This is a genomic window from Enterococcus sp. AZ071 (assembly GCF_050499065.1).
Taxonomy (GTDB): Bacteria; Bacillota; Bacilli; order Lactobacillales; family Enterococcaceae; genus Enterococcus_A; species Enterococcus_A ferrettii.
The window spans coordinates 3,674,050-3,690,537 of sequence record NZ_JBIPAS010000001.1 but is presented as its reverse complement, the minus strand read 5'-3'; the positions used below and the strand labels follow the sequence as shown (position 1 = coordinate 3,690,537).

At 41.1% G+C, this 16,488-nt stretch carries 12 protein-coding genes and 1 pseudogene; 4 read left to right on the top strand and 9 right to left on the bottom strand.

What is annotated here, in order from left to right; translation table 11 throughout:
- Positions 1-18 precede the first annotated feature (18 nt).
- From IGI49_RS17850 to IGI49_RS17835, 4 genes and pseudogenes are all read right to left on the bottom strand, one after another.
- The gene (locus IGI49_RS17850; protein ID WP_429962786.1) at positions 19-717 is read right to left on the bottom strand and encodes an L-ribulose-5-phosphate 4-epimerase; all 699 of its coding nucleotides are present in this window, start codon (positions 715-717) and stop codon (positions 19-21) included.
- A pseudogene (locus IGI49_RS17845) lies at positions 665-2,319 on the bottom strand (xylulokinase). The gene IGI49_RS17850 and the pseudogene IGI49_RS17845 overlap by 53 nt, the downstream one beginning before the upstream one ends.
- Positions 2,320-2,476: 157 nt before the next feature.
- Complete coding sequence (locus IGI49_RS17840) at positions 2,477-3,550, bottom strand: GntR family transcriptional regulator (RefSeq protein WP_429962785.1); 1,074 nt, start codon at positions 3,548-3,550, stop codon at positions 2,477-2,479.
- 122 nt (positions 3,551-3,672) lie between these two features.
- Entirely contained in the window at positions 3,673-5,643 is a 1,971-nt protein-coding gene (locus tag IGI49_RS17835; RefSeq protein WP_429962784.1) for a glycoside hydrolase family 127 protein, read from the bottom strand.
- Positions 5,644-5,860: 217 nt separating this feature from the next.
- Between IGI49_RS17835 and IGI49_RS17830 the strand changes: the two genes are divergently transcribed.
- Together IGI49_RS17830 and IGI49_RS17825 are read left to right on the top strand one after the other, a co-directional pair.
- Positions 5,861-6,799, top strand: coding sequence for a helix-turn-helix domain-containing protein (locus IGI49_RS17830; protein WP_429962783.1), 939 nt, complete (start codon positions 5,861-5,863; stop codon positions 6,797-6,799).
- A 153-nt stretch (positions 6,800-6,952) separates the two neighbouring features.
- Positions 6,953-8,317 carry a glycoside-pentoside-hexuronide (GPH):cation symporter gene (locus tag IGI49_RS17825; protein ID WP_429962782.1) on the top strand — a complete coding sequence of 455 codons (1,365 nt, stop codon included), beginning with the start codon at positions 6,953-6,955 and terminating at the stop codon, positions 8,315-8,317.
- Between the two features lie 172 nt (positions 8,318-8,489).
- On the opposite strand, the gene arcC is transcribed toward IGI49_RS17825, so the two are convergent.
- From arcC to ptcA, 4 genes are all read right to left on the bottom strand, one after another.
- On the bottom strand, positions 8,490-9,422 hold the full coding sequence (arcC, locus tag IGI49_RS17820) for a carbamate kinase (protein ID WP_429962781.1): 933 nt from the start codon (positions 9,420-9,422) through the stop codon (positions 8,490-8,492).
- Positions 9,423-9,509: 87 nt separating this feature from the next.
- Positions 9,510-10,607 (bottom strand): agmatine deiminase, encoded by a 1,098-nt coding sequence (gene aguA / locus IGI49_RS17815; protein WP_429962780.1) that lies wholly within the window; start codon positions 10,605-10,607, stop codon positions 9,510-9,512.
- Positions 10,561-11,979, bottom strand: a complete 1,419-nt coding sequence (locus tag IGI49_RS17810) for an APC family permease (RefSeq protein ID WP_429962779.1) — start codon at positions 11,977-11,979, stop codon at positions 10,561-10,563. Before IGI49_RS17810 ends, aguA begins: the two co-directional genes overlap by 47 nt.
- Before the next feature lie 109 nt (positions 11,980-12,088).
- Positions 12,089-13,108, bottom strand: coding sequence for a putrescine carbamoyltransferase (gene ptcA / locus IGI49_RS17805; RefSeq protein ID WP_429962778.1), 1,020 nt, complete (start codon positions 13,106-13,108; stop codon positions 12,089-12,091).
- Between the two features lie 288 nt (positions 13,109-13,396).
- Between ptcA and IGI49_RS17800 the strand changes: the two genes are divergently transcribed.
- The gene (locus tag IGI49_RS17800) at positions 13,397-14,350 is read left to right on the top strand and encodes a response regulator transcription factor (protein ID WP_429962777.1); all 954 of its coding nucleotides are present in this window, start codon (positions 13,397-13,399) and stop codon (positions 14,348-14,350) included.
- 169 nt (positions 14,351-14,519) lie between these two features.
- Here the strand turns inward: IGI49_RS17800 and IGI49_RS17795 are convergent, their stop codons facing one another.
- Positions 14,520-15,242, bottom strand: coding sequence for a winged helix-turn-helix domain-containing protein (locus IGI49_RS17795; protein ID WP_429962776.1), 723 nt, complete (start codon positions 15,240-15,242; stop codon positions 14,520-14,522).
- Between the two features lie 349 nt (positions 15,243-15,591).
- Between IGI49_RS17795 and IGI49_RS17790 the strand changes: the two genes are divergently transcribed.
- Complete coding sequence (locus IGI49_RS17790; RefSeq protein WP_429962775.1) at positions 15,592-16,458, top strand: LysR family transcriptional regulator; 867 nt, start codon at positions 15,592-15,594, stop codon at positions 16,456-16,458.
- Positions 16,459-16,488 lie beyond the last annotated feature (30 nt).

The following is a 16,488-nucleotide window of genomic DNA, read 5'->3' as shown; positions in this document are numbered from 1 at the left end:
AATAATTTTTTTGATTGACTAATTTGCTTGCCCGTAATAGGCGTTTTTTCCATGTTTTCGTAAATAATGTTTATCCAATACTCGCTGCGGTAATTCTTCTGCGTAGGTATTTAATTGACGAGTGAACAAATTCGTTTTTGCTACCTCATCCAGCACTACCGCATTCATTACTGCACTTTTAGCATCTTTGCCCCAAGTAAAGGGACCATGTCCATGCAGTAGAACACCAGGAATCTCCATAACATCGATTGCTCTTTCTTTAAAAGTTTCTATAATGACATTGCCCGTCTCATGTTCATACCCCGCATCAATTTCTTGTTGGGTTAAAAATCGGGCACAGGGAACACTGCCGTAAAAAGTGTCAGCATGCGTGGTTCCCATTGCTGGCAAGTCTATACCAGCTTGAGCCCAGATCGTTGCCCAAGTAGAATGCGTATGGCAAATCCCACCAATTTCTGGAAAAGCCTTATACAAAACGGCATGTGTCGGTGTATCTGAAGAAGGATTCATTTCCCCTTCAATTACTTGGTTCTCTAAATCTACCACCACCATATCGGAAGCCTTCATCTCTTCATAGCTGACTCCGCTTGGTTTGATAACAAAATAGCCTGTTTCGGCATCAAAGGCACTCACATTTCCCCAAGTGTACTTAATCAAGCCTTGCTTAGGTAATTCTAAATTGGCTTGAAAAACTTCTTCTTTTAATTGTTCCAGCATCTAAACCTCTCCTTATTTCAAACCATCGATTGCGGCTTTTTCGATTGGCAAGCCTTTTAAATAGCGATCAGTAAATTCCCCATAGCCTTGCAGGTCTTCTTCGGTTGGAATAACCGTGATTCCTTCACTTTCGGCAAAAACCTTTTGTTCTAGAAATTCTGCTAACGATAGTTGTTCTTCAGATATCCGATAAGCAGCCAGTAAAGCAATCCCCCAAGCACCGCCTTCGCCAGCTGTTTCCAGCACCGTCACCGGCGCTTCCATTGCTGCTGCTAAGATCCGCTGACCAACTTCAGGGGTTTTGAATATTCCGCCATGACCAACTAATTTGTCGATCTGAATCTGCTCTTTTTTTAGAATTTCCATACCGATTCGCATGGCACCAAACGCACTAGACAAATGCAGGCGCATGAAATTGGCTAAGCTAAAATCACTTTCAGGTGTCCGAACAAATAATGGTCTGCCTTCATTGAGTCCGGTAATATTTTCACCAGAATAATAGCCGTACGACAACAAGCCGCCACAGTCAGGGGCACCCTCCAAGGCTTTAGTGAATAGCGTGTCATATAGCTTTTCTCCGCTAATCTCCAATCCTAAGCTTTCAGCAAATTCTTTGAACAGCTTTACCCAGGCATTAATTTCAGAGGAACAATTGTTAGTGTGAACCATCGCTACTAAATCGCCAGCGGGGGTGGTCACTAAATCAATTTCAGGATGAACCTCCTTTAATTCCTCTTCCAAGACAATCATGGCAAATGCAGAGGTACCCGCCGAAACATTTCCAGTCCGTTGACCAACACTATTGGTGGCAACCATACCAGTTCCCGCATCCCCCTCTGGTGGACAAAGAGGAATTCCTGGCTGGAGTGTTCCAGTCGGATCAAGCAAATAGGCACCTTCCTGAGTCAGAATACCCGCACTTTCTCCAGCCAGCAGAACCTTTGGCAAAAGCTCCTGCAGCTCTTTAGTAAAGCCTTCCTTTTCAGCTAAATCCTTAAAAATATTCAACATAGTCTGATCGTAATTTTTCGTAGAGCTATTGATGGGAAACATGCCAGACGCATCGCCAACCCCTAATACTTTTCGTCCGGTCAACTGCCAATGAATATAGCCTGCCAAGGTAGTTAAAAAAGTGATGTTCGCTATATGCTCTTATCCATTTAAAATCGCCTGATACAAATGAGCGATGCTCCATCGTTGAGGGATATTGTAGTGAAAAGCCGTAGTCAGCTGTTCTTCTGCTTCACCGGTAATAGCGTTGCGCCAAGTTCTAAAAGGAACCAGCAGCTCATCCTGTTGATCGAAGACCATATAGCCATGCATCATTGCGCTAAAGCCGATTGAGCCAATCTTAGTTAAGGTTTCACCGTACTTTTCAAACACTTCTGCGGCCATTTTTCGATAGCTGACACGTAAGCCCTTCCAAATATCCTCTAATGAATACGTCCAAATGCCCTCTTCCAGCTTGTTTTCCCACTCGTAGCTTCCAGCTGCAACCGGTGTTAAATCTGATCCAATTAATACAGCCTTAATTCGTGTCGAACCAAATTCAATGCCCAAGGCTGTTCGTCCGTCCATAATATCCAGCTTGGTCTGAACCATCTTTTCTTCGCTTTTAATAGGAATCGCCTCCTTATTTCCACTATTTGATAAGCCCAGTATATAGTTTGTGTACGTACATGTCAATGTAATTAATGAAATCTGTACGTACACAACCCAAAAAAATAAACAGCCTGCAATAGGCTGTTCTAATGAGTTTTTACTTTTCCAATACAGAATCTCTTTTCACCAATTCAGGTTCATAAAGAAGGCTCTCCCCGTTTTTCCCTGTCTCAACGGCTTGAACAATCCACTTTGCAGCATCACTCCCCATTTTTTCTTTAGGGTGCGTCAAAGTAGACAACTTTACTGCCCCAACTTTGCTTAACGAGGAATCGTCATTTCCAATAATAGAAATCTGCTCGGGGACTTGATAACCCCCTTCTACTAGACGATCCAGCAGCAAGCTTGCAATCTGATCATTGTAGCAAACTACCCCGGTAATTTCAGGTGCTTCTTTTAAACGAGTTTTTACTAAATCAGGTACTTGTTTTCTGGTTTCCGTTGTATACGTCACAATATCCTCAGGTGCAAATTGAATTTCGTATTGCTCACAGGCCTGAATAAAGCCTTTCATTCGATATTTCCCCTGCAGATCGTCAATTTTTGTTACAAAAAGCAGCTTATCCTGCTGTTGATGGATCAAATACTCTGCGGCTAAAAAGCCTGCCTTCACATCATCCACACAGATTGATGCCGATTCCAGCTCTTCATAAACCGCATTAATCATTACCATCGGAATTCCTTGTTCTCTCAATCGTACATACAAAGCTAAGTTGGGGTTGTACTGGTTGCTTTTGGTGGGCTCGACAATTAGACCATCCACTCCGTAGCGAATCATCTTTTCCAGACAAGCCTTTTCCTGCTGATAATCGTTGTTGGTACTGGCCAGTAATAAAGAATACCCATGCTCACTTAAGGTTTTCTCAATCCCGCGAATAATCGAAGGAAAGATATAATCCGACAGGTAAGTTGTAATGACTCCGATTGTTTTTGGCGTTGGACCTTTACTTCTTTTATAGGCATCATCGACATATGTACCTGAACCTTTTTCTTTTCTCAAGTAGCCTTCATTGACAAGCTGGGCAATGGATTGCCGAACGGTATGACGACTCACCTCGTAATCTTTTTGCAGCTGCAGTTCAGGAGGAATCGTTGTGCCTACTGGATAATCGCCAGAAAAGATCTTTTCTTTTAGTTCATCTGCAATAATTTGATACTTCGTTTTGCTCATGAGGTTAGTCCTTCCTATCAATTTGTCCGAACATTTTTTTCATTGTAGCATACTTCATCGCTGGAAGGGAATGCTTACAAAAAAAGAGAGTACAGCTTTCGCCGTACTCCTGCGTTAACCTTCTAGTTCTTCTCCTGATCCAACCAAACCGCCATATTCCCTTCCTCCCGGTTGGCCCAAGCATAGTAAGGAATCAATTTTATTTTCGCGTCTTTCCATTTTGTCGGAATGTATTCATGATAAAGAGAAGGCTCCTTTTCTTCTTCTGGTGTTTTTGCTGCCGCATAAATTACCCCTAAGCCCCCTAACAATTCTGATTCAAAACGATAATCAAGCTGTCCATTAGGTGCCAGACTATATTTCCAAACGGACTTTTCTTGATCCGTCTCCTCAAGACAATAAACCAATGGCCCTCTTTGAATCGCGACCTTGCCAAAATTGTAAACCACATTGGTATTGGATTGATATTTCTTGATTGACATGTCTAGAAGCAATTCAATGCTTGTTGTCCCAGGTACTGCTTCTAAATAAATAAAGCCATCGTTTAATTGGTAGTCTTGCGTTTCCCCATTGATTGATAATCGGGCATTTTTCTGTGACCATTGAGGGATTCGAATACCCAAAATACAGGGTTCATCAGAAGTATTTTCTACTTTATAGTTGATCGTACCCTCCCATGGAAAATTGCTCTCTTGCTGAATCGTCACCCCATTCTCAAAGGTAGCTTGGTTAGAAATAAACTGATGAGAAAGAATCACGTCTTCTTTTACTGCATAAATGTATTGATCCACTGAGGCTATAAGCCGTGCAACATTGCTAGGACAGCAGGCACAGCCAAACCACTCAGCCCGATGGGTCAACACATGGTTGCGGCTAGGATTGTGCGCTGAAATGTCTGGATCTGCCAGCAGCGGGTTCACATAGAAGAAATGCGTGCCATCCAAGGAAATGCCGCTAATAATCCCATTGAATAATTGCTTTTCTAACACATCGGCATATTCGCCTTTGGTTTCCAACTTAAGCATTTCTCTGGCAAAAAAGACCATGCCTACAGAAGCACAGGTTTCGCCATACATGGTGTCGTTAGGCAAATCATAGTTGCCAGTAAAGGATTCTCCAATATTCGTGGAGCCTATACCACCTGTAATGTACATTTTTTGATGTACGATATTGTTCCAGAATCGCTGACAGGTTTCCAGTAGGCTTTTGTCACCAGTTAGTCGCGCAACCTGAGCCATCCCAGCGCAAAGATAAACGACTCTTACCGCATGTCCTTCTGCTGTTTCTTGTTGGCGTACCGGTTCAGCCGCTTGATAATAGGACAAAGGAAAATTTCTCATCCCATCAATGACATCTCGATCTAGTCCGTCTGCAGCAATTTGCCGATCAAAGAAATCGTCTTGTCCACGTTGATCAATAAAGAAATGAGCCAAGTCTAAATAGTTTGATTCTTCGGTTAGCTCATAAAGTCTTGCCAGTGCCAGCTCGATTTCAGGATGTCCATCGTATCCAGGAATTTGATCTGCCCCCGGACCAAAATGCTTCAGCATGCAGTCAGCCATTTTAACGGCAATCGACAAAGCTTTTTGATTTCCCGTAACTTCAAAATAAGCGACTGCAGCTTCAATATAATGCCCCATTGTATATAACTCATGGGACTGCTTCAATCGAGCAAACTTACGGTCTGGTGCCTCAATTTGGAAAAAACTAACTAAATATCCGTCATCCTCCTGAGCCTGAGCAATTAGATCAATCAAACGGTCGGTAATCTTTCTTAACTCCTTATCTGGATGATAGGTCAACGAATACGCCGCAGCTTCAAGCCATTTATAAACATCGGTGTCTTGAAAGGTATAGCCATTATGGGTACCTTCTTTTAGTCCAGCTGCAATTTCTAAATTTTGGATCGCATGGCTATGCTCCTGATGCTCTTCATTCCCGCCAGGTTCATGGGTAATGGAAATATCGGCCGAATCATTCATCACTTCCCACTGATAGGGCAATACCTCCTTCACAATTAATTCCCGGTATTGATTCCAGAATTCAGAAGTAATTTGGATGTCTTTTAACTGATTTTTCTTTTTAGTGATCATTTTTTTCTTCCTTTCCAGCATCGTTTGCTTGTACCTAAAAATATAAGCTTTCAAAGCTCACTTGTAAGCGTATACTTCTGTATAAAAGGTGGACTTTTGCGAAACCATTCGTTTTCAATCTTTTTTTTCCGTAGAAAAAGTAGATAAACCCGGAAATTAAATCCATTTACGAATTTTTTCGTTATAATCAAGTCAAACTAGTCAAGGAGGAACTGCGATGTTGGCGATTGATTTGCAGCAACCAGTGTTTTACTATAAAGCCGGTGAATTTTCTGCTGGTACTGGCTGGCAGCACAAGAAGATGTTCCATGACAAAGATTTTGAAATTATTTTTTGCTTGGAAAATCACTTGTCTTTAATGATTGACGGCCAGCCAATTCATTTGAAAAAAAACGACTGCTTAGTTTTACCACCCGAAACAACCATTGAAGGTGCCCAGCTTTCAGCCCAACCGGTTAGTTTTTATTGGTTGCATTTTTACGCACAATGGCAGCTGTTGCCTGCTGACGATCAGACAGTTAGTCAGCTGCAAAAGGCATTTAATCAGCACAAAACAGTGACAGCTTACAGCAATCAATGTGTGCTGCCTGGCTTGTTTACAATCAAGGAGCCCAATTTCTTAATTATCTTGATGAATCAGTTATTAAATGTGTCCAATACTTATTACTATAGTTCCAAAATGGCAGATACCTTGACTCAAACGATATTGCTTGAATTGTGCAATCAATACTTGGCTGTTTCCTCCACCATGGGAGAAGAGTACGATGCCAAAATTCATCAAGTAGCCGAGTGGATTCGCGCAAACATGAGTGAGGAGTTATCTATCCAAGACATTGCTGATCATTTTGAAGTTTCTCAAGATTATTTGTCTCGCCAATTCAAAAAGGCGTTTGGCAAGAATCTACGAGATTATTTGATCAACTTAAAAATCTCCGTAGCAAAAGTATTGCTGGTGCAAACCACTTTACCAATCAAAGCGATTGCGGAATTGTCTTATTATGCCGATGAAAAATATTTTATTCGCATGTTCAAAAAGCGCACAGGCTTAACCCCTAACAAGTACCGAAAAGCCTATTCTGGCAACCATCAAAACAATCCCTATATTGATCCAAAGCTGCCGATTCCTCAGGCGGTTGAAAAATTACTGGGACAATAGCAAACCGCCAGCCACTCAAAATTTGAGTGGTCTTTTTTATCAAAAAACGGAAATGTATACTTTTACTACGTTTAAATCCGTTTTATTCTCTTTTGTAACCTCTTACAATTATCCACATAGATATCTATGAAATTGAAAAGAAGGAGCAAAAAAATGAAAGACATTGTTGCGGCAAAGAAAAAAGCACACCCTCTAGTTAAGAAGCTGGCTTATGCTAGTACAGATGGTGCTGGAAATTTATTGTTTTGCATCATCAGCAGTTATATTCTCTATTTTTATACAGATGTTTATGGTTTAACCGTGGGGGCAGCAGGTATTTTACTGCTGATTGCGCGAATTGTTGATTCCTTCGATGCCCCATTTTGGGGATCTGTCATTGACCACACTAAGAGTAAATATGGGCAAAGCCGGCCTTGGTTTCTGTGGTTGGCGATTCCCTTTGCAATAGCTACTGTGTTGGCCTTCTCCACGCCTAACTTATCGGGAACCGCAAAGGTAGTTTATGCAGGAATAACTTATGTCGTTGCTGGTACGATTTACAGTGGGATTGCTACGCCAATTACTTCTATTTTGCCGAACTTATCCAACGATCCAGATGAGCGGATTCATCTAAATTCTTTTAGAATGGTGGGAGGCAATGTCGGAAACTTTGCAGCAGTTACCTTTGCATTGCCGTTGGTTGCACTCTTTGGTGGAGGCGATGATCGAAAAGGCTTTAGTCTAATGGTGGCTTTCTTCGGAGTTATTGCCGTTGGGTTGCTCTTCTTTGCCTTTTTCAACTTGGAAGAAATCAATACAAAAAAAGCGGTCAGTGTTCCTTTCAAGGATAGTTTGAAAGCGGTTAAGGGGAATTGGCCTTGGGTATTGCTGGTTTTGGCTAATTTAGCTTTTTGGATGGCTTTAACGGTGCGGACTTCTGCTTTACTTTATTATTTTGAATACAATCTAGGTAGTAAAAATTTAGTGCCTTTGATTAATGGGGTCTCCTTAATTCAAGTTGGAGGAATGATGGCCATTCCATTTATTTCTAAAAAACTTAAAAAGACGGGAACGATGATTATTGGCTTGGGGTTGGCAGTGGTTGGACAATTTTTGCTGTTTCTATCAGGAACCTCGATGACTTTCTTGGTGATTTCTTGGGCGATTGCTTGCATTGGTTCAGGAATCGCTTGTTCAATGCCCTTTGCAATGCTTTCAGATGCGGTAGATTTTGGGGAATGGAAAAGCGGCATTCGTTCCAGTGGATTTCTGTCAGCAATGGGCAGCTCTTTCTGTATTAAGGTTGGGGCTGGTCTAGGCAGCTACTTTTTATCTGTCATTATGGCAAAAACTGACTACGTTGCCAATCAAGTGCAAACTAGTCAGGCCTTAGCAGGGATTCAATTTGTTTTTCTATGGTTGCCAGCCATTCTATTTGCTCTAGCAGCCGTTCCAATGCTGCGTTACTACAGATACGAAAAACAAGAAGGTGTTATCCGAGCAGAATTGTTAACTCGTCGAGAACAATCAGAACAGTAAGAAAAGTGGTTCAACGTCGTTAACTTGAAAAGACCAGCCTTATTAGAGCGTTCATCTAGAGCCTTTACAGATGAATGCTCTTTTTATATCCGTCCTTCTTTATTAGGAAACCAATACACAGGAAAAGCCGCTCAACAGAATTGTTGAACGGACTTCGGTCAATAGGTATTGTTTATTGTTGAACAGTTGTGCCGCTTTTGCCAGTGATGGCTTCAGAGGCTTGCTCTAGAGAAGCAATAATGGCTTTGCGGCCGGCTTTTGATTCAGCAAAGTCAATCGCTGCTTCAACTTTTGGCAGCATACTGCCGGGAGCAAACTGGTCTTCTTTAATATACTCTTTCATTTTCTCCACTCTGGTATCAACTAGTGCTTCTTGATTATCTTTACCGAAGTTGACGAATACATGGTCAACTGCTGTTAAGATAATAAAGACGTCCGCATCGATTAAGGCTGCCATTTTAGAAGCAGCGAAATCTTTGTCAATCACTGCGTCCACGCCTTCATAGCGTTTGCCGTGATAAACGACCGGAATACCGCCTCCTCCGCAGGCAATAACTACCTGACCTGCATCGACTAAGGTTTGCAGGCTGATTTTTTCATAAATATCCATCGGTTTTGGTGAAGGAACTACTCGGCGCCACCCACGCCCAGAATCTTCTTTATAGATATCGCCGGTTTCATCCATAATTTTCTTTGCAGCGGCTTCATCATAGTAACCACCAATTGGCTTGGTTGGATTCTTGAAGGCCGGATCTTCTGGATCAACGACTACCTGAGTAAGCATTGAAACAACTGGTACATCATTTACTCCACGAGCAACTAATTCTTCATCGATGGCTTGCTGTAAGTGATAACCAATATAGCCTTGGCTCATGGCTGTACATTCTGGGAAAGGCATTAGCTTTTCCGGATCGTCATTTCCCATATTTTCAAAGGCTAAACGGATTTGACCAACTTGTGGACCATTTCCGTGAGCAATCACTACATGGTGTCCAGCTAGAATCAAATCCGCAATTGATTTGGCAGCTAATTCGGCTTTCGTTAGTTGTTCGTTGGCTGAGTTGCCTAAAGCGTTTCCGCCTAAAGCAATAACAATTTTCGACATGTGAAACCCTCATTTCTGATTTCGTTAAAAATCTTTAGTGGATAATTTTCCGGCTACCCTTCTTGGAAAGATAGCCGGAGTGACTGTTTAGCGTCTTGGTTGTTGTTGCGTGATACAGTGAACGTTTCCGCCGCCGTATACAACTTCGACTGTGTTGACACCCACGATTTCTTTGCCTGGGAACATTTCTTTTACTTGTTCCAAAGCTAGCGCATCATTTTCATCGCCGTATTGCGGTACGATGACACCATCGTTAGTAATCAAGAAGTTCATGTAAGAAGCGATACAAATGTCGCCATCTTCACGAGGCATTGTGCCTTCTACATAGTCAATCTTAAAGTTGCCATCAATCGTTACTGTTTCAACTGGGCAGCATAATTTGTGGACTTTTAGCTTGCGGCCTTTAGCATCAGTCATTTCTGACAAACGTTTGTACGCATCTTGAGCTGCTTCATAGAATGGGCTCTTTTCATCTTCTGTGTAGATACAAGCTACTTCACCTGGTGCTACGAAGCAGGCAACATCATCTACGTGTCCATTGGTTTCTTCAGGATCAATCCCGTCGCCTAACCATAGAACTTTTTCAACGTTTAGGTAGTCACCTAACATTTTTTCAATTTCTTCTTTTGACATATGTGGATTACGTCCTTCACTTAACAGACACATTTCAGTTGTCAAAACAGTTCCTTCGCCATCCACGTGGAATGATCCGCCTTCTAATACGAATCCGCTGGTCCGGTAAGAATCCACATGTTCAATTTCACAAACCTTTTGTGCAATTAGGTCATCTTGATCCCATGGGAAGTACAAGCCATCAACTAGTCCGCCCCAAGCATTGAATTCCCAGTCTGCTGCACGTAATTCGCCTTTATCATTGATTAAGAAAGTTGGTCCGCAGTCACGGATCCATGCATCGTTATTAGACATTTCATAAACCGTAACTTCAGGTGGTAATTGACGACGACAGTTTTGGAATTGCTGCTGAGATACCACCACGTTCATTGGAGTAAATTTGCTGATTGCTTTTGCTACATCAGCAAAAGCTTCTTGTACGGGTTTACCACCGTCGCGCCAGTTATCTGGACGTTCTGGCCAAATCATCCATACTTTTTCCTGTGGTGCAAACTCTGCGGGCATTCTAAACCCGTCTTGTTTCGGTGTTGTCGCTTCGATTCTCTTTGCCATTGTTATCGGCTCCTTCTTTTGTTATTTTTTTGAAAACAATAATCGCTTCGCCAAATAGGATAAAGACTACTGCCCCGATAGTAATCGGCAGCTGTTCAGTTAGTGATGCCGCATCAAACTGCAACGGAATTGCAGTAAAGATCAAAGAAACAATGATCATCAGCATCGGTGCAATTACTAATAGCTTCAATACGCCATCTCCACCGCCGACTTTAAATGGCCGAGGGGTATCTGGATCGATTTTACGTAATTTGTAAAAGGCTGGGAATACTGGTACATAAGACAACAGGAACATTACTAGGTTCAATGAGAAGAAAGCCCAGAATAGATCTTGGTTTGGCAAGATTGGCGCAATCACAACTACGACTGTGGCTACGATTCCGTTCATTAAAGCTGTTCCAATCGGCATTTCATTTTTTGAACTACGTTTTGCAAAGAATTTTGGCATGTCGCCATTTTCAGCTGCATAACAAGCGGTGTTGTTTACACCTAATGACCAAGAAATCATATTGCCAAATAGGGTTAACAGGAAGAAGAAGGCCATCAAGATAATGAACCAACCTCCAGTTGATCCAGTTAACAGCTTGAAGCTGTCCATCATTCCGCTGCCGGTACTGATTTGATCCGTTGGGATAGCTACCCCAATACCAAAGGCAGAGAAAATGTAAATCGCTGCAATGACAATTCCAGCTGCTACAATTGCTTGCGGAATTTGTTTTTTAGGATTTTCCATATCGTCCGCAAAGGTACAGATAACTTCAAATCCTAACAAATTGAAGATGATAACTGAAATAAAGGAAAGACTATTTAAATCAAAAGATGGCAACATCGATTGCACGGTAAATTCGTTCGCCATACCTTTAGTAAAGGCTACGTATAGACCTAAACCACCAATTAATACGGCCAAAATCATTTTGATTACCGCCGCACCATTCAAAATCCAAACACTGTCACTGACTGGATAAAAGCTAATCCAGACAACTAACCAAATAAATACGAGTTGAATGATGATCGAAGGAATGACTGGAAATTCAATTCCGGTCATGGTAGTCAGCAATTCTGGACACATTACCGCCAGTGAAGCCAACCATAATGGGAAGTTAATCCAATAATACCAAGAAACCCGTGATCCCCAGCGGTGACCGAAGGCTTTGGTTACCCAGTCGTAAATACCGCCGTCGCCGATATAAGTGGTTCCTAATTCTGAAGAAATGAGACCATAGGGTAATAAAAAGGCAATCAGCAGGAAAATCCACCAGAAGAACTGGGAGTTTCCGATTGCGGCAACCGGTGCTGCAGCTTCTGCTACGAATACCACACAGATTACGGAAAGAATGGCACTCATCAAGCTAAATTTTTTCTTTTGTTCCATTTTTCTCTTCCTCTCTATAATGGAAGGAATGGTTGAGGCAGGCGCCTCAACCATCTAATGAAAATAAGTCCTTAGCGAAAAGCAGAGTTATTTCCATTCCTACGCTGTTTTACAGTGGTTTCTTGATGAACATTTCTAGTTCTGCTTTTGCTTCAGCTGTTGCTGCTTCGTCAATTGGATTCTTTTCTGCATAATCATCCATCAAATAAACTAACAATCCACGAATCGAAGTCAAACGGTTTTCCGCTTCATCGAAACAGATAGAGTTTGGTCCGTCCATTACTTCATCTGTTACTTCTTCACCGCGAGAAGCTGGTAAGCAATGCATGAATTTCGCATCTTTGCCGGCTTTATTCATTAATTCATCATTGACTTGGTATTTAGGATAGAAAGTACTCATCCGTTCTTCTTCAGACAATTCTGCTTCGTATAAGCCGTACCATACATCGGTGTAAACGAAGTCAGCACCTACAATTGCTTCAACATCATCCGTTACAGTGTAAGTTCCGCCAGATACTTTGCAGTTTGCTTCTAATTTTGCTTTGTGATCGTCGTTTAATTGGAAGCCTTTTGGTCCGAATTGTACAAAATCCATTCCCATCTTAGTAGTAACTAAACCTAATGAGAAGCATACTTGTGTTGCATCACCGATAAAGGCTACTTTACAGTCTTCTAATTTTTTGCCTGCTGGTAAATGTTCTACCATTGTAGTTAAGTCGCCAACCTCTTGTGTTGGATGATTATAATCAGACATTCCGTTGATTACTGGAATAGTTGCGTGTGTTGCTAAGTCGTTTACACTGTGGTGACGTTCTACCCGTGCCATTAAGATATCTACTAAACGAGATAATACGCGGCTAGTATCTTCAATTGTTTCGTGTCCGCCTAATTGGATTTGGCCTGGTGCTAAATATTGCGCATGTCCACCTAGTTGAGTCATCGCTGTTTCAAAGGATACTCGGGTTCTAGTAGAAGATTGTTGGAAGATCATTCCCAATGTTTTGTTTTTTAATAGAGGTGGATAGAAACCATTTTTGATCGCCTTTTTAATTTTTAATGATAAGTCAACGATGTATAAAATTTCCTCCTTCGTATAATTCTCCGTTGTAATGAAATCGCGTTTTGCCATGATGATTCCTCCTATAAGATAGTTTTTCGTTTGCTTTGCATCCACAATGTATCAATTTATGAAAGGGTTTACGATAATCTTTTAGTTGTAAACGCTAACATCTTTAGGAACGGTGAAAAACCAGGGTTTATTTATAGTTGTAAACCGCTTTCTCAAAAAGGTTTAGATAAGTTTAGGGACTAGTTTAGACGAATGACGCAAAAATTCCTGAAAAAAAATGTTATAATTATTCCATGGAAAAATTGTAGCATGATTTTAGTAAATGGTTCGTCGAAAGGGGTTACAAATATGATCGCCATTTTCATATACAATATTGTTTTGATCGTTTTATATACAATTACGATGTCTACCTCCCTCATTTTCTATCTTAGAGAAAAGCACAAAATTTTTCTCGCGTTCTCAGTCTATCTATCCTTCTTTATTCTTGATAATGTTATTATTTACATGACTGAATTCTTCAATACCTTTGCACACCAGTACAACCAAACGTTTATGAGCGTACCGGCTGCCAAGACCATTATTTTCGTAGTAAATGCCTTTTGTTCCTTATGGATTGTGAATTTATTAGCTAAATCTAAGATCAAACCTTATCAAAATGCTTTACTCATTGTTCTAGCGGTCTGGATGCTGCTGACGCCATTGCTGGCTAATTCGGCCTTCAAGGTTTGGCTCTACTATCTGCCTAATCAGCTGTTTCTTTTCTATGTCGGGACCTATGCCTGGGGTCGCTATAAAAAGACCGAGGGCTTATCCCCTACGGAAGCAACCTATTTGAAACGATTCGCTATTTTAGCAATTGTTTTCAGCCTAGCCATTTTATTAGAGGATACCTTTGTCATCTTCAATATTGATCAGTACACATCACTGACAATTAAAATCTATAATCGGAATATTTGTGAAGATATCTTCTCTATTTTGGTTTGTGTACTTGGACTAAACTATTTCTTGCGAGGAAATTCGCAGCAGGTTGCCGAGGCTGAGGAAGAGGTGCAGGAGGAGCGTCTGTTTGAACAGTTTTGTACGGCTTATCAATTTACTCAACGGGAAATGGAAATTTTCCGCTTGCTTTTGGAGCATAAGCAAAATCAAGAGATTGCTGATGAACTGTTTTTATCAGTGGGAACCGTGAAAACCCACGTCCATAATATCTTTATCAAGCTCGATATTAAGAAACGAACGCAGATTCAAGGCCTGTATGAGAAATATAAGCTGGATTTGGATGCTAAGCTGCTGGGAAACTGATGAAAGAAAGAACGCGATTGTGACAGAAGCTGGCAGCTCCGGCAAATAAGAGGAATCATCTACGAGTAGCTTCTTATATTTTTGATTCCCCTTTTTATTTCCGCAAAACTCCGAGAAAGGGTCTGTGACTTTTTATGTCACAGGCCCGTCTTTAGCTATGGCTGTTCCCTTAGAAGGTAACTGGCATCTTCATTTTTTCAGCATAGCATTCGTAAACTTCATTGGATAAGGAATAGCCTTTGCCCCAATGAGTTTCGATGGTTGCCCCCTTGGCACCATCCTTTTCAAAAGCAGTTCGGATACGTTTCATAAGCCAGGAGATTTGCGATAAATGAGAACTGCTGGCACCGTCTCCCCATATGTACTCGCACAGCTCTTCACGAGAAATAATTTCGCCGCGAGTCTGATACAGCTTGCTTAATACACGAGCTTCCATTTTGGTTAACTGCAGCGAGCTCAGCAAGCGTACTTCTCGTTGAACGATTTTATTTCTTGGGTCAAAGGAATAAACGGACCCTTCACTGGAAACTGACTCTTCCCATTTGTACAAACTTTCACGAAGCTCTTCAAGGTTCATGGCATCAGTAATTACTCCGTTAATCCCTTCTATGGATCCCTCTGCTTCGCTATCGAAATATTGATCCACCTTACGCAGAATGATCTTAGGAGACTTTCGTAAACTTGGCATAATCCACTGGAGTTCCTCATTGGTGACTGTCTCACTAACGATGATACAATCGAAATAGCTGGCCAACATAATTTCATTAGGGCGTTCAATCAGTAGGCTCAACGTTTTTGGAGAAGAAAATACTTCACAATTCAATCGTTGCAGTCGCGTCTGGAGCTTTTGCTCCACTAAAATGTTTTTCGTCAAAATCAATACAGAACTCATTTTTCCACCTTTTCTTTACTAGTAATAATCGCAGGATATTTTTATCATCTCTCCACCAACACTTTTTATGGTTCTAAACTTAACCATCCAAAACATAACAATAAAAACATTTAAATAATAACAAAAAATCACTAATATGTAAAGCCGGAAAATTTATTTCAGTCATATCAAAATTAGAATAAATACAATTTAATAAAACGAATAAACTGTTTGTCCAAACTTATAAAAAAACGCCTATTCTTTTCATAATTTATCAATCAACGTAATTTATTTTTAGTTTTCTGATTTTTTCTGCTAAACCTTTCTCATTCCCTTATAATAAGACTAACTAACAAAAAAGGATCTGCTTATGGATATTCAAAAACTAGAAACCTTTATTCAGTTGGCTGAGCATTTAAATTACTCTAAGGCCGCTGAAGAAACCTACACTACACAAGGTAATGTTTCCAAGCATATTTTGGCATTGGAAAAGGAATTGACTGTCAATCTGTTTAATCGCTCCAAGCGTCAAGTAACTTTATCTGCGGCTGGGCACGAACTGCTGCCTTATGCTCAGGAAATTGTCCATCAGACTCACTTGATGCAGGAAAAAGCTGCCCAAGTGAAACAAAGGCAGCAGCACTCACTAACTATCTATACCATTCCGACCTTAATTAACTATCCTGCCTTGGAAAAAATTGCGACATTTCGCAATCAGCATCCAGAGGTCAATTTGTTGCTGAAAGAGACTGAGAATGAGCCCTTGTCAGCCATTCGCTTTTTTGATGAGAATACCCTGTTCTTCACCCGATTATTCCAGCTGCCAGAGCATTCCTTTGACTACAAAATTGTTGATCAGGATTGTTTCGTGGCGGTGCTGCCAGCTGACCATCCTTTGGCTGAAGAAAAAGAATTGTCCTTGGAGCGTTTGGAAAGAGAAGCCTTCCTGCTGCTGGGAAAAGAAACCGGTCTTTTGAAACCGATTCTTCAACTGTGCCAGCAGTCTGGGTTTACACCTGAAAACAATTACGGCGGCTCCCGCATTGATCTAATTTTGAACATGATTGCCAGTGGTCTGGGTATTTCTCTATTAATGGAAAAAACGATTCTAGGAAAATTGCCGGAACAGATCGTTTACATTCCGATTGTACCTAACAAGCTCAGCCATCTATGCTTCGTTCGCAAGAATGGGCCGCATAGTACCGCCAACAATCTCTTTTGGCAATCCATTGAATAGCTCCATAAAAAGAAGTATTCCAAAACGGAA

Bases quoted from the DNA above. Each gene is read 5' to 3' on its own strand.
- IGI49_RS17850 (WP_429962786.1), bottom strand. From the start codon at position 717: ATGCTGGAACAATTAAAAGAAGAAGTTTTTCAAGCCAATTTAGAATTA.
- IGI49_RS17840 (WP_429962785.1), bottom strand. From the start codon at position 3,550: ATGAGCAAAACGAAGTATCAAATTATTGCAGATGAACTAAAAGAAAAG.
- IGI49_RS17835 (WP_429962784.1), bottom strand. From the start codon at position 5,643: ATGATCACTAAAAAGAAAAATCAGTTAAAAGACATCCAAATTACTTCT.
- IGI49_RS17830 (WP_429962783.1), top strand. From the start codon at position 5,861: ATGTTGGCGATTGATTTGCAGCAACCAGTGTTTTACTATAAAGCCGGT.
- IGI49_RS17825 (WP_429962782.1), top strand. From the start codon at position 6,953: ATGAAAGACATTGTTGCGGCAAAGAAAAAAGCACACCCTCTAGTTAAG.
- arcC (WP_429962781.1), bottom strand. From the start codon at position 9,422: ATGTCGAAAATTGTTATTGCTTTAGGCGGAAACGCTTTAGGCAACTCA.
- aguA (WP_429962780.1), bottom strand. From the start codon at position 10,607: ATGGCAAAGAGAATCGAAGCGACAACACCGAAACAAGACGGGTTTAGA.
- IGI49_RS17810 (WP_429962779.1), bottom strand. From the start codon at position 11,979: ATGGAACAAAAGAAAAAATTTAGCTTGATGAGTGCCATTCTTTCCGTA.
- ptcA (WP_429962778.1), bottom strand. From the start codon at position 13,108: ATGGCAAAACGCGATTTCATTACAACGGAGAATTATACGAAGGAGGAA.
- IGI49_RS17800 (WP_429962777.1), top strand. From the start codon at position 13,397: ATGATCGCCATTTTCATATACAATATTGTTTTGATCGTTTTATATACA.
- IGI49_RS17795 (WP_429962776.1), bottom strand. From the start codon at position 15,242: ATGAGTTCTGTATTGATTTTGACGAAAAACATTTTAGTGGAGCAAAAG.
- IGI49_RS17790 (WP_429962775.1), top strand. From the start codon at position 15,592: ATGGATATTCAAAAACTAGAAACCTTTATTCAGTTGGCTGAGCATTTA.